The following is a 14,351-nucleotide window of genomic DNA, read 5'->3' on the forward strand; positions in this document are numbered from 1 at the left end:
AAGCGCTGTATGCGCGGTCAGAAAACAACTAAAACAATTGGAGACAAAATGAACAAGAATGCGAACAAAAACGTGTGGAGTTATTCCGGACCCTTATTGAAGCTGAACCTCGCCCTAAACCTGGCGCTGGGCATTGCCTATGCGCCGGCCGCCGCCGAGGAGGGGCAGGCGCAGGCCGACCAAGCCGCGCCCGTGGCCAAGGACCAGGTAATCCAGGAAGTGATCGTGACCAGCCAGCGGCGCGCGACCAAGGTGCAGGACATTCCGATCGCCACCACCGTGCTGACCGGCGACCAGCTGCGCTCCCAGGCCGTGACGCGGCTGGCCGACCTGCAAACGGCGTCGCCGGCGCTGACCATCATCGACTCCGGCCTGGTGTCGTCGGTGAACATTCGCGGCATCGGCCTGGCGAGCGGCTCGCCCAACGTCGCCAACGGCGTGGCCACCTATATCGACGGCCTGTTCCAGCCGCCGCTGGTCAGCGCGGCGAGCTACTACGACGTCGCCAATATCGAGATCCTGCGCGGCCCGCAGGGCACCCTGGTGGGCAATAGCTCGACGGGCGGCGCTGTGCTGATCACGACCCAGAATCCTAAATTGAGCGGCATGGAAGGCTACCTGGAAGCGGGTATCGGGAGCTACAAGGCGCGCAACCTGCAGGGCTCCTTCAATATCCCCGTTTCCGAGACGCTGGCGCTGCGCTTCGCCGGCAACCACCGCACGCGCGACAGCTACTATACCGATCGCGGCCCGTTCCACAACACGCCCGGTAAGCTCGATGAAAACGCCGCCCGCCTCGGCGCCCTGTGGAAGTCCGGCCCGTGGCAGGCGCTGCTCAAGGTCGACGACGTGCGGCGCCAGACCGGCGGCCTGGCCGGCAAACCGATCCCCGGCAGCGCCAACGATGTCGGCGTGACCGGCGGCATATACGACCTCAATTACAACAGCCCGACCAAGTTCGACGAGCATGGCCGCATGAATTCGCTGGAAGTGAAATACGACCTGGCCAATGGCGTCGTGCTGCGCTCGCTCAGCGGCTATCAGGACAAGAAGATCAGCGGCACCTACGACATGGACGCGACGACCGGCCGCAACAACTTCATGGGTCAGGACGTGCGCGAGCGGCAGGCGTCGCAGGAGATCAACATCATCTCGCCGACCAGCGGCCGCTTCAACTGGATACTGGGCGCCTACTACCAAGCCACCACCATCGACGTCGGCGTGCTGCAGACCAGCGACGGCCCGCAGGTCAATGTCGACGGTATCAACAAAAAGCGCGTCAACGGCGTCTTCGCGCAGACCGGTTACAAGCTGACCGACGACCTCGAACTGCAGGTCGGCCTGCGCCGCTCCGGCTTCAAGGCCGAGGCCAGCGGCGGCGTCTTCATCGGCCGCGGCCTGCCGATTTTCCCGGCTGGCGGCCTGCAGGTGGTTGACTTGGGCGCCGACTATGACGACAGCAAGCCGACCGGCAAGGTGGCGTTGAACTGGAAGGCCGACCGTGACAACCTGGTCTACGTCTTCGCCGCGCGCGGCTACAAGCCCGGCAACGCCAATTCGGCCACCACCAGCTTCAGGCCGGAGACGGTGATGAACTACGAGCTGGGTTGGAAGTCGACCATGGCCGGCGGTCGCATCCGCACCCAGTTCGACATCTTCTACAACAACTACAAGGACTTCCAGCTCGACGTGCTCGATACGTCGACGGGCCAGAACAACCCGGCCAACCTGCCGCGCTCCATCATCAAGGGCGCCGAGGGTCAGATCCAGGCCAGGCTGGGCGACTTCCGCGTCGACGCCGGCTTCGCCTATGTCGATTCGAAGATGGGCGCCATTAGCCTGGTCGACACGATTTCGCTGCCGAGCGGCCTGTTGGGGCCGCAGTGCGCGGCGGGCGTGCCATCCAACGCGCCCATCTGCTTCGACTACGCGCCGTTCAGCTACACCAGCCAGGGTGGCCCGAACCTGCTGTCGCCCAAGCTCACCTACAACTTCGGCGTCGAATACAAACTGGCCTTCGAGAACGGCATGACCTTGACGCCAAGGCTGAACCTGTCGCATATTGGTAGCAGTTATTTCTACGCGACTTACCGTCCCAATGCGTATCTGCCGGCGCGTAACACGGTGTCCGGCCAGATCACGCTGCGCCACGACGACTGGTCGGCGGAGTTGTATGGGACCAACCTCACCGACAAGCGCTACATCGCCGGTTCGAATCAAAACAATCTGATGTACGGCGCGCCGCGCGAATTCGGTATCCGTGTGACGAAGGAGTTCTGATGACCAAGCAATCCATTTTCCGTAGCCAGATTCGTGCCCGGGTCTCCCTCTACGGGCTGGCCGCCACGCTCGCGGCTCTGTGGTCAATGACCGCGCACGCGACCGCGGCGACCGGTGACCAAGCCTCGTGCGAGGCCTTCCAAACCAGGGCACTGAAGTTCAACGACCGCTCCGTGCGGCTGGTGTCGAGCCGCTTTGTCGCCGCCGGACCTCTGGTCTTTCCACCCAACCCCGGCGGACCGGGGCGCACGGTGCAACTGCCGTCCCACTGTGAGATCTTTGGCGTGATGCAGGAACGCACCGGCGCGAACGGGGAGAAGTTCGCGATCCGCTTCCACATGCGCCTGCCGGCCAACTGGAACGAGCGCTTCTTCTTCCAGGGCGGCGGCGGCAGCAACGGCGAGGTGGGCGACGCGGTCGGCCAAGTGGGGCCGGCCTTCGCACCGGCGCTGGCGCAGGGCTACGCGGTGCTGACCCAGGACTCGGGCCACGACAACGCCACAAATACCGACCCTGCCAGGAACGGGCCGCTGGCGTTCGGCTTCGATCCGACCTCCCGTTCCAACTACGGCGACCTATCGTTGAAGGCGGTATCGCAGACCGGCAAGGAGGTGCTCAAGCACTACTACGGCAAGAAGGCGCGCTATTCATTCTTCGTCGGCTGCTCCAAGGGGGGCCAGGAAGGAATGGTCTTCGCCCAGCGCTATCCAGAGGAGTTCGACGGCATCGTGGCCGCCGCGCCCGGCTTCTCGCTGCCGCGCGCGGCCCTGGCCGAGGCTTGGGACACGCAGGTATTCGGTTCGCTGGTCAAGGCGCCGAGCGCGGCAACGTTCGATGTCACGCAGCTGCACAAGGCTTACACCAACGGCGACCTCGAGCTGGTGCGCTCGGCCATCCTGCTCGCCTGCGACAAGGACGATGGCTTGGAAGACGGAATCGTCGGCGATTTCACCCGCTGCACCGATGCCAAGGTGCTGCCGCGACTGAGCGCCAAGTTATGCCCGCAGGGCCAGGACAAGGTCGAAGGGTGCCTGACTCAAGCCCAGGTCGACGCTCTGCAACGCTCGCGCCAGGGGCCGCGCGACAGCCAGGGCCGTGCCTTGTACAGCGACTGGGGCTGGGCGCCCGGTATCTCCGACGCCGGCTGGCGCATGTGGAAGATCGGCATGCCCACCTGGACGGCGCTGAACGTGTCGCTGGGCGCGCGCTCTCTGGCGTCGGTTTTCACCACGCCGCCGACGGTGGTCAAGGATGGCGACCAGGCCGCGGCCGACTACCAGAGCGCGTTCGACTTCGACCGCGACGCCGGCAAGATCTACGCCACCAACGCCGTGTTCAAGCGCTCGGCGTGGCGCGATGTCGGCGCCCGTTCGCCGGACCTGACGGCGTTCCAGCGTCGTGGCGGCCGCATGATAGTGCCGCACGGTGATTCGGATGCGGTGTTCTCGCTTAACGATACCCTGAACTGGTATCGCGAGGTCGACGGACAGGCCAAGGGCAAGGCGGCCAGCTTCGTGCGGGTGTTCCCGGTGCCGGGCATGTGCCACTGCACCGGCGGCCCGGCTACCGATAACTACGACGCCTTCGGCACGCTGGTGAAGTGGGTCGAAAGCGGCAACGCGCCGGAACAGATGATCGCCACCGCCGGTCCGGCCTCGCCGTGGCCGGGACGCGAGCGGCCGCTGTGCGCCTACCCTCAGGTGGCGCGCTACAACGGCAGCGGCGATCCTGAGAAGGCGGCCAGTTTCTCCTGCCGGATCTGATCCGGCGTTGACGAACTGGTGATCGGGGCCGCCGCCGTGAGGGCGCGCCCACTCCATACTGGAAGCTATTAATGAAGCCTATGACTTTATATCGCCTCGGCGCGTGCCGAGGAGCGTTCGCCCTGCTGGCCGCCACCACTGTCGCCGTTCCCGGCGCGCAAGCGCAATCGGCGCCCACGCCTGAGCCGCGCGGGCAGGACCCTCTCGTTGCCGGCTTCGCCAGCCCGCCGAATTCGGCGCGGCCGCGCGTTTGGTGGCATTGGCTGAACGGGAACATCACCAAGACCGGCATCCGGCAGGATCTGGAATGGATGTCGCGGATCGGCATCGGCGGCATGCAGAACTTCGACGCCGCGCTGAAGACGCCGCAGGTGGTCGAGCGGCGCCTGGCCTACATGACGCCGGAATGGAAGGACGCGTTCAAATACAGCGCCACGTTGGCGTCTTCGCTGGACCTGGAGATGGGAATCGCTGCCTCGCCGGGATGGAGCGAGACCGGCGGGCCGTGGGTCAAGCCGGCCGATGGCATGAAAAAGCTGGTCTGGAGCGAGACCTTCATCGTCGGCGGCAAACCCTTCAAGGGCAAGCTGGCGCGTCCGCCGTCGGCCACCGGGCCATACCAGGACATTCCCCGCGCACCGGCGTTCATGGAAACGTCGCAGCCGAAGAAGCTGCCGCAAATGTATGCCGATGTCGGCGTGTATGCGATCCCCGAATCTTCGGACTCCGGTAGGGCGCCACTGCCGCGCGTCGCCGCCGCCGGCAAAGCGCTCAACGCTAGGCTGCTGGCCGACCACGACGTTTCGAAGACGCTCGTGGTCAACGGCGGCACGCCGGAGCGGCCAACGGTCATCCGCTACGCCTACGACCGGCCGCAAACCATCCGCTCGGCGACGCTTTATTTCCCCGGCGTGTCGTCGATCTTTTTCGGCGCGCCGATCGATCCGGTGCTCGAGGCGAGCCAGGACGGGGAGCGTTGGGCGGCGGTCACCGACATCACGCTGGCCGGTGTGCCCACCACGGTCAGCTTCGCGCCGGTTACGGCCAGGCATTTTCGCATCGTCCTGCGGGTCAAGGCGGCCAGCGTTCCTGATATGTTCATGCCGGGGCCTGGTATCGCCGGCATCGGCTTCGGCGGACCACCGGCGCCGACGATCGCGATCGCCGAGGCGCGGCTGTCGTCGCAGCCCAGAATCAACCGCGCCGAGGCCAAGGCTGGGTTCTCGATCGCCGAGGACTACTACGCGCTGGACAAGTACACGCCCGACGAACCCGGCCGCGCGCCGGACGCCGTCGTCGATTTGACAGGCAAGCTGGCGGCCGACGGCACGCTGGACTGGACACCACCGGCCGGCAACTGGAAGATCATCCGCATCGGCTATTCGCTCACCGGGACCGAGAATCATCCCGCCACCGCCGAAGCGACCGGCCTGGAGGTCGATAAATACGACGCCCGCGCCGTGCGCGACTACATGACGACCTACCTCGAAATGTACCAAAAGGCGGTCGGTCCCGACCTGATGGGAAAGACCGGCCTGCGCGCCATCGTCACCGACAGCACCGAGGTCGGCGCCTCCAACTGGACGCCGCAACTGGTGGCGCAGTTCAAGCGCCTGCGCGGCTACGATCCCGGCCCGTGGATGCCGGCGCTGACCGGCGAGATCGTCGGATCGCGCAAACGCAGCGACGCCTTCCTCTATGACTTCCGCCGCACCCTGGCCGAGCTGACGGCGTCCGAACATTACGGTGTGGTGGCGGAGGTGGCCCGCGAGCGCGGCCTGACCGTGTACTCGGAGGCGCTGGAGGGCGGCCGCGTGAGCCTGGGCGACGACATGGCGATGCGCCGCCACGCGGACATCCCGATGGCGGCAATGTGGTCCTTCAAGAGCGACGCGGCGATGAGCAAGGTCAATCTGGCCGACATGCGCGGCGCGGCATCGGTGGCGCACGTGTATGGACAAAAACTGGTGGCGGCCGAGTCGCTGACGTCGGCCTTCACGCCGTGGGCCTACGGGCCGGGGGACCTGCGGCCGATGATCGATCTGGAATTCGTCTCCGGCATCAACCGTCCTGTGATCCACACCTCGGTGCACCAGCCCAGCGACGACAAGAAGCCGGGCCTGTCGCTGGAGATGTTCGGCCAGTACTTCAACCGCCACGACACCTGGGCGGAGATGGCCAAGCCATGGGTCGACTACCTCGCGCGCAGTAGTTTCCTGCTGCAACAGGGACGCTTCGTCGCCGACGTCGCCTACTTCTACGGCGAGGACGCGCCGCTGGTGGGCCTGTATCAAACCAGTCCGGTGGCCGACGCGCCGACCCGCTACGCCTACGATTTCGTCAATGCCGATATCGTCATGGACAAGCTGTCGGTGGACGGCCAGCGCCTGGTCGCCGACAGCGGCGCATCCTACCGGGTGCTGTACCTGGGCGGCTCCAGCCATACGATGACCTTGGCGATGCTTCAACGCCTGAAGGCTCTGGCAACGGCCGGCGCGACCATCGTCGGCCCGGCGCCGACCGGTGCGCCCGGCCTGTTGGACGACGCGCAAACCTTCGCCGCGCTGGTGGGCGAATTGTGGGCGCCGGGTGGCGACACGGCCGTCGGCAAGGGCAGGGTGATCGACAGCCGCGACATCGAGAAGGCGCTGGCTTTGCTGGGCGTCGCGCCGGATTTCAGCCACTCCCCAACCGCGTCGAACATTCTGTTCCTGCACCGTCAGCTGGACGACGGCGAGTTGTATTTCCTGACCAACCGTGGCGCGCCAGCGGACAAGGCCGAGTTGCGCTTCCGTGTCGCTGGCAAGACCCCGGCGATCTGGCGCGCCGACACCGGCCGCATCGAGCCGGTGTCGTTCCGGGTCGAGGGCGGGCAGACCGTCGTCTCTACCGACGTCGCCGCGCACGATGCTTTCTTCGTCGTGTTCCGCGATCCGTTGAGCGCCACGTCGACCGTGGTGCCGGCCAAAGCGTTCACGCAGGCGGCGGCGCTGGACCAGGGCTGGGACGTGTCCTTCGACGGCTTGGCGGCGCCCGCGCCGCTGCGCCTTGAGCGCCTGCGTTCTCTGAGCGGTGACGCCGATCCGAAGGTCAAGTACTTTTCGGGCACAACGAGCTACCGCACCGGTTTCACCCTGGCGCAAGCGGACGGCAAGACGCCGATGGTACTGGACCTGGGCGCCCTGGCCGACGTCGCCCACGTCTTCGTCAACGGCAAGGACGCCGGCTACGCCTGGCGCGCGCCGTACACTTTGGATGTGACGTCGCTGGTGGCGCCCGGCCGCAACACTATCGAGATCAAGGTCGCCAACCTGTGGGTCAACCGGCTGATCGGTGACGCCCAGCCGGGCGCCGCCAAGGTGGCTTTCACCACGTTGCCGACCTACCTCGCCAACGCCGCCCTGCGTCCCGCCGGTTTGCTGGGACCTGTGACCATCAGCATTGAGGGCAAATAAATGACGACGATACGATGCCTGCGGGTCGTCGCCGCCGCCGTGTCCCTGGCCTTGTCGCACGCAGCGCCGGCGGCGCCGGCGCTGCCGGACACGATCCTGTTCGGCGTGGCTTACTACGACGAATACACGCCGGCCGACCGCATCGGCGAGGACGCGCGCCTGATGAAAGAGGCCGGTATCACCGTCGTGCGCATCGCCGAATCGACCTGGGCCACGCTGGAACGCAGCGAGGGGGTGTTCGACTTCACCCACGTCGACCGCATGCTGGCCGCCTTTCACGAGGTGGGCATCAAGGTCATCGTCGGCACGCCGACCTACGCGATTCCGACCTGGCTGGCGCGCAGCCATCCCGACATCCTGGTGGTCACGCCGAAGGGCCGCGCCGAGTACGGTCCCCGGCAGAACATGGACATCACCAACCCCGACTTCCGGCGCGCGGCCGAACGCGTGATCGTCAGGTTGATCGACCACGTCAAGGACCATCCCGCCGTCATCGGCTACCAGGTCGACAACGAGGCCAAGGCCTATCTCACCAGCGGCCCGAACGTGCAGGCCGCCTTCGTCGAGGCGATGCGCAAGAAATTTCCCGACCTGGAACAGCTCAACAAGGCCTTCGGCCTAGATTATTGGAGCAACCGCATCAACAGCTGGGAGGATTTCCCGTCCGTGAACGGTTCCATCAACGGCAGCCTGTCCAACGCCTTCGCCGACTTCCAGCGTGGCCTGGTGACCGAATACCTGGCCTGGCAGGCCGGGTTGGTGCGCGCCCGCGCCCGCGCCGACCAGTTCATCACCCACAACTTCGACTTCAGCTGGAAGGACGGCACGCACGGCCTGCAGCCGGAGGTCGACCACTGGCAGGCGGCTAAGCCGCTCGACATCGCTGGCGTCGACATCTACCACCCCGGCCAGGACAAGCTGACCGGGGCCGAGATCGCCTTCGGCGGCGATGTGACGCGCTCGCTGCGCGACGGCCAAAACTACCTGTTGCTGGAGACTCAGGCTCAGGGCATACCGCAGTGGACGCCGTATCCCGGCCAGCTGCGCCTGCAGGCCTTCAGCCATCTTGCGAGCGGCGCCAACATGGTCGCGTACTGGCACTGGGCGAGCACTGCCAACTCGTTCGAGACCTACTTTCGCGGCCTGCTATCGCAGGACTACCAGCCCAACGAGGTCTACGCGGAGGCCAAAACCATCGGCGCCGACCTGCAAAGGCTGGGGCCGAAGCTGGTCAACCTGCGCAAGAAGAACCAGGTTGCCTTCTATGTCAGCAATACCGCGCAAGCGGGCTTCGACGCCTTCAAGGTGCGCGCCGACGACAAGATGTTGAGCTATAACGAGGCGATGCGCCCCTACTACGATGCGCTGTACCGCATCAACGCCGAGGTCGACATCCTGTCGCCGTCGACCGGCGCGCGGCTGTCGGACTATAAGCTGATCGTGGTGCCGTCGCTGTACGCGGCCAGCGACGCCGAGATCGCGAAACTGAACGAATACGCCAAGGCCGGCGGCCATGTGCTCTACACCTTCCGCAGCGGCTATGCCGACGAGAACACCAAGGTGCGCTACGCGGTGCAGCCGGGCGCCATCGGCGAGGCGGCGGGTGTGCGCTACAGCCAGTACACGATCCCGGTCGATGTCACGCTGGACGGCGACCCGTTCAAGGTCGGCAAGGCCGCCAACAAGCCGCAATGGTGGATGGAATTCCTGACGCCGACTACCGCCAAGGTGCTCGCGCGCTATCGGCATTCTTCATGGCCGGGCTACGCCGCCGTCACGCGCAACAGTTACGGCAGCGGCGAAGTGACCTACGTCGGCTTCATGCCGACCGACGCCGTGATCGAGAAGATCGTCACCGGCGCGGTGGCGCGCGCCGGCGTGGCTTTGCCGAAGGCGCGCTTTCCGCTGATCGTGCGCGGTGGTACGTTGCGCACCGGCCGCCAGGTCCGCTACGTGCTGAACTATTCCGCCAAGCCGCAGCGGATGCTGTACGGCGACGCCCACGGCACCGAGCTGTTGTCCGGCCGGCCCGTGCGGCGCGGCCAAGCGCTCGATCTGAAGCCGTGGGGCGTCGCGATCGTCGAGGAACTGCCCCGTGAAAAATAACCCCAACCACCACCAACCGCAAGGAAAGCACATGATCAAGAAAATCTCGATGGCGGGTATCGCCACGCTAGCGTTGCTGGGCGCGCCGGCCGCGTCCTGGGCGTATGGACCCAGCCAGCATGAGCAGGCCAACCGCCATGGGCCCCGTGGACACACACCGCAGGAGGAGGCCAACCGCCATACGGTGCTGGCGTTCTACGAAGCGGGCCTGAACCAGAAGGACGCCGAAGCCGCGCTCCAGTACGTCGGCGATCGCTACATCCAGCACAATCCCTTCGCCGCGGACGGCCGCGAGGGCTTCCGGCAGTTCATCGAGTTCCTGCGCGCTAACGCGCCCAATTCGCGCAGCGAGATCAAGCGGTCTTTGGTTGACGGCGATTTCGTGACGCTGCATGTGTATGCGCCGGGGCCTCCGGGCACCAGGGGCAACGCGATCGTAGATATCTTCCGGCTCGAACGCGGCAAGATCGTCGAGCATTGGGACGTCTCGCAGCCGATCCCGGAGACGTCGGCCAATTCGAACACCATGTTTTAACGGTTCTGTTCTCTATCACGGCGGTGTGGCCACGCATGTTCAGTGCGTGGAGCGTTTCGCCGGCGCAGAATCTCGATGCCGTGAGCGCTTGGCTTTGCGGTGCTGGCGCGGTAGCATACGCAGGGACCCAGCCGAGGTCACATGATTGGCGCGGCTGGGGCGGGCAGGTCGATCACGTCTGTATTCGGCATTACTGTCAACCCTTTTGTCGGGTAGGCGAGAAGCATAATCCCGCGAACGCGGATGAGCTATGTAGCCTCACTTGCACAGTTCCACAGCATCATGGCGTGGGCGGCCGGCACGACGATGCGAGTGAAGGGCACCATTGCCACCGCCTGCGGCTGTCCATTCGACAGCGAGCAGCCGCTTGAGCCGTTTTGTGGCCGCCGACGAGTACCTTGCGTTGGGTATACACAGTCTGACGCTCGCCGATGCCACCGGTACGGTCCATCCGCTCCAAGTCGCGGACTTTTTCCGCGCTGTGGGAAAACGCCTCCCCAATGTTCCGTTGACTGTACATTTCCGTCGCACACGCGGCATGGGGTTCGCAAACGTGATCGCGGCAGGCGACGCTGGTATTTTCAGATTAATACCTCACTCGGCGGTATTAGTGATTGTTAGCTTGCTCTTGGCGCGACTGGCAACATTTACGCGGAGGACACCGCACACATGCTTGAGGCCTGCGGCATTAATACCGGCATTGATCTCGACGCGGCGCTCGTACTCGCCGCTGGCCTGCCGGATCTGCTTGGCCATACTGCGCCGGGCCATTTGTTGCAGGCCGGTAAGCGCGCTCAATTGCGCTCCCGCAATATGGCTGCCTAAATTCTCAAAAAGTAGGGCTGGTCTCTGCAGCTATTCGGCGCACGCACAGCTCCTGCTCGCTTAAGAAATTATTTTCATCTATCGTCAGCCGGAGCGTTACTCCACCATCCAATGTTGGTTGAAGACTCCCATGTTCGTTTGCTCGCAGAATTGACCCACTCCGTTTGACCCGCCTTCCACTGCCTGGCAAACGCTGCAACGCGGTCGTATGACCCTTCATAGCCTAGCTCTTTTAGGTCCTCGTGGATCTGCTTCAAATTGCGTCGCTGCTTACGCGGCTTCGTCGTCTCGGCCTTGAGCCACCCCGATAACTGCACCGAGTATTTGTCTAGTCCGCTGGTAGATCGCCGCTCCGCATAGGAGGGCTCAGTAGTTTCCGACCGTAGATAGCGTCGAACGGTATTGCGAGAGATATCCAATCGCCTGGCGATTTCTCGAATTGGGATCTGGTCACGAAGGTGCCAGCGTCGAATGATGCCGAGTAGAGCCACGTTGATCACTCCGATCTCCTGCCGATAAGACAGGTGGAATTGTGCTACTAACGTGGGTCAGATTCCGTTGCAAATTCGTGGGGAAAGTGGGTCAATTTTCAGTGCAACTTAACACCCCGAAAGACATCTCGCACGAGCTGCGCATGGTTTCCAAGGGCGACAGCCGGTGGAAATGGCAGTTCGGCGGCTATTATTTCCAGGAGAAGAACGACCTCCTGGTTTACTACCAACGCTACAACGTCATCAATTCGCCGTTGAACTTGTTTACCTTCAACTACAACGTGCTGGCCCGCTCGAAAGCGCTGTTCGGTCAAACCTCCTATGAGTTGTATGATGGCGTGACCGTCGATCTGGGCCTGCGCCGCTCGCTGGACAAGAAAGTCCGCGGCGGCTACCAGAATACCGGCTCCGGTGATATCCCCCAGGCTGGTGAAACCGGCAATTCCAAAAACACCTATCACCTCGGTCTGAACTGGCAGGCCACGCCGACCAATCTGCTGTATGCCAAGCTCAGCACCGGCTACAAGCCTGGCGGCTTCACTACCGTCATCAGCAGCCTGGCCAGCGGCTCGACCGTGGTGCAGCAAACCTATACCCCGGAAACCATCACCGCGTTCGAGGTGGGCTCGAAGAACCAGTTCTGGCAACGACGCTTGCAGTTGAACGCCAGCGCCTACAAATACAACTACAAGGATCAACAGGTTTCCGTCAATAACGGTGGTACTTCCTACACCATCAACGCCGGCAAGTCCGACATCCATGGCGGCGAGCTTGAACTGCAAGTGCGCCCGACGGCGGATGATCGCATCGATGCGTCGGTCGCGTATCTGAAGGGCCGCTTCAAGGAACTGTGCGTGGCCAAAACCACCGCCGGCGTCTGCACGCGCAACCTGGCCGGCAACACCCCGATCCAGGCGCCGAAATGGCAAATCGGTTTGGGTTACGAACATAGCTTCGAAGTCCTGCGCGGCACGCTGACGCCACGCATACAAACCCACTTTGAATCCGAGTCCTACCTGGGTATCGAAAACTACGAGCGTCAGCGCCAGCGTAGTTACAACCGCAGCGATGCCATGCTCACCTACGCCGACAACGGCGGCAAATGGAGTGTGCAAGCCTATGTCCGCAATATTGAAGACACCAAAGTGATCACGGTGGCCAACGCCAACTTCGGTGCCTACAACTATGCGTTTTCCGCGCCGCGTACTTTCGGCACCAAGCTCTCCGTCAACTGGTAAGCGGGTTCGCCCTCCGATCGACAACGCGACAGAACCGCCGCGCAAGCTTAAACTGGGCAGCCATCTGGAATAAACCAACACGGAGTTCAATTGAAGACATTGACCGCGCTGCTGTTGTTCGGCCTGGGCCTGTCCGGCGCCATGGCCGGCGCCGATCCCCGCCAGCCCGATGGCGCCGCCGAGCGCCAGCGGGTACTGGTGCTGACCGACATCGGCAACGAGCCGGACGACCAGATGTCGCTGGTACGCCTGCTGGTGTATGCCAACGCGCTCGACATCGAAGGGCTGGTGGCGACCACCTCGACCTGGCAAAAGGAGCGCACCCGCGCCGACACCATCGCCGAACTGGTCGACGCCTATGCCGAGGTTCGTCCCAACCTGCTGTTGCACGCGGCCGGTTGGCCCGAGGCCGCCGCGCTGAAGGCGGTGATTGCCGCCGGTCCGCCCGGCTACGGTATGGCGGCGGTGCGGGCGCAGCGGCCCTCGGCCGGCGCGCTGCGGCTGATCGAGGCGGCCGACCGCGCCGACGGCCGGCCGCTGTGGATCAGCGTCTGGGGCGGCGCCAACACGCTGGCCGAGGCGCTGGCCCATGTGCGCGCCAGCCGCCCGGCCGACGCGCTGGCGGCTTTCGTCGACAAGCTGCGCGTGTATTCGATCTCCGATCAGGACGACGCCGGCCCGTGGATACGGCGCGAGTTCCCGGCGCTGTGCTACATCGTCCAGCCGTCGACGCCGGACGGCGCGGAGTATGGCCGCGCCGCCTGGACCGGCATCAGCGGCGACCGCTACTACCGCAACGGCGAGGGCGCCGACTTCACCACCGTCACCAACGAGTGGCTGGACGCGAACATACGCGCCAAGGGCGCGCTGGGGCGGCACTATCCGCGCTACCTGTACATCATGGAGGGCGACACGCCGGCCTTCCTGAACCTGCTGCCGAACGGGCTGGAAAGCTATCGCCTTCCGTCGTGGGGCGGCTGGGGCGGGCGCTATGTGTACCGCCAGCCGTATGGCGAAACCAGGCCGGTGTGGACCCAGGGCGGCGATTTGTTCGGCCGGGTTAACTCGGGCGACACCGTCACCGGCATCGACGGCTTGCAGCACACCTCCGACCAGGCGACCATCTGGCGCTGGCGCGGCGCGTTCCAGAATGACTTCGCGGCACGCATGGACTGGACCCACAAACCCTACCGGCAGGCCAACCACCCGCCGGTGGCGCGGTTGGCGCGGTGGGAGGGGGCGAGCAGTGTGGACGGGCGCGGCGTGGTCGAGCTGGAGTTGGCGGCCGACGCCAGCGTGGCGCTCGATGCCGGCGACAGTTCGGACCCGGACGGCGATCGTCTCGACTACAACTGGTTCCTGTACGGCGAGGCGGGTGGTCCTCCGGCCGGCTCGGCCCGCAGCGCCGGCCGCGTCGGCATGGCCGATGTGCGGGTGATCGCGGACGGCGCGCGGGCCACGTTGAGGGCTGTCGCCACCTGCCGTCCGAGCTGGTTGGACGTCGCGCCTTGCCCCGCGACCGGTATCGCTCATGTGATACTGGCGGTTACCGACAACGGCCAACCGGCCTTGACCAGCTATCGGCGCGTGGTGGTGCGCGTCGCGGGGGCGGTGAGGGCGGTGGCGCCCGCCGCCCAATAGGCGGGTGGGCGGGCCGC

At 64.8% G+C, this 14,351-nt stretch carries 8 protein-coding genes and 2 pseudogenes; 8 read left to right on the forward strand and 2 right to left on the reverse strand.

Annotated elements, in window-relative coordinates:
- Nucleotides 1-48: 48 nt before the first annotated feature.
- The 6 genes and pseudogenes from AC07P1_RS14765 to AC07P1_RS14790 form a co-directional block, all read left to right on the forward strand.
- Entirely contained in the window at nt 49-2,280 is a 2,232-nt protein-coding gene (locus AC07P1_RS14765; RefSeq protein WP_494696530.1) for a TonB-dependent receptor, read from the forward strand.
- Nucleotides 2,280-4,043: a tannase/feruloyl esterase family alpha/beta hydrolase gene (locus AC07P1_RS14770; protein WP_494696531.1), complete on the forward strand. Its 1,764-nt coding sequence runs from the start codon at nt 2,280-2,282 to the stop codon at nt 4,041-4,043. Before AC07P1_RS14765 ends, AC07P1_RS14770 begins: the two co-directional genes overlap by 1 nt.
- 71 nt (nt 4,044-4,114) lie before the next feature.
- Nucleotides 4,115-7,498: a glycosyl hydrolase gene (locus AC07P1_RS14775; RefSeq protein ID WP_494696532.1), complete on the forward strand. Its 3,384-nt coding sequence runs from the start codon at nt 4,115-4,117 to the stop codon at nt 7,496-7,498.
- Nucleotides 7,499-9,604: a beta-galactosidase gene (locus AC07P1_RS14780; RefSeq protein WP_494696533.1), complete on the forward strand. Its 2,106-nt coding sequence runs from the start codon at nt 7,499-7,501 to the stop codon at nt 9,602-9,604.
- Between the two features lie 31 nt (nt 9,605-9,635).
- Nucleotides 9,636-10,139, forward strand: a complete 504-nt coding sequence (locus AC07P1_RS14785; protein ID WP_494696534.1) for a nuclear transport factor 2 family protein — start codon at nt 9,636-9,638, stop codon at nt 10,137-10,139.
- A gap of 379 nt (nt 10,140-10,518) precedes the next feature.
- A pseudogene (locus AC07P1_RS14790) lies at nt 10,519-10,710 on the forward strand (hydroxymethylglutaryl-CoA lyase-like TIM-barrel protein); the annotation flags it as partial.
- 23 nt (nt 10,711-10,733) lie between these two features.
- On the opposite strand, the gene AC07P1_RS14795 reads toward AC07P1_RS14790, so the two are convergent.
- Complete coding sequence (locus tag AC07P1_RS14795) at nt 10,734-10,937, reverse strand: hypothetical protein (protein WP_494696866.1); 204 nt, start codon at nt 10,935-10,937, stop codon at nt 10,734-10,736.
- A 200-nt stretch (nt 10,938-11,137) separates the two neighbouring features.
- A pseudogene (locus AC07P1_RS14800) lies at nt 11,138-11,464 on the reverse strand (helix-turn-helix domain-containing protein); the annotation flags it as partial.
- Nucleotides 11,465-11,556: 92 nt separating this feature from the next.
- Between AC07P1_RS14800 and AC07P1_RS14805 the strand changes: the two are divergent.
- Nucleotides 11,557-12,693 (forward strand): TonB-dependent receptor, encoded by a 1,137-nt coding sequence (locus tag AC07P1_RS14805; protein ID WP_494696535.1) that lies wholly within the window; start codon nt 11,557-11,559, stop codon nt 12,691-12,693.
- A 90-nt stretch (nt 12,694-12,783) separates the two neighbouring features.
- On the forward strand, nt 12,784-14,334 hold the full coding sequence (locus AC07P1_RS14810) for a DUF1593 domain-containing protein (RefSeq protein ID WP_494696536.1): 1,551 nt from the start codon (nt 12,784-12,786) through the stop codon (nt 14,332-14,334).
- Nucleotides 14,335-14,351: the final 17 nt, after the last annotated feature.

This window comes from Duganella sp. GW821-FHT07F09, from assembly GCF_059418705.1.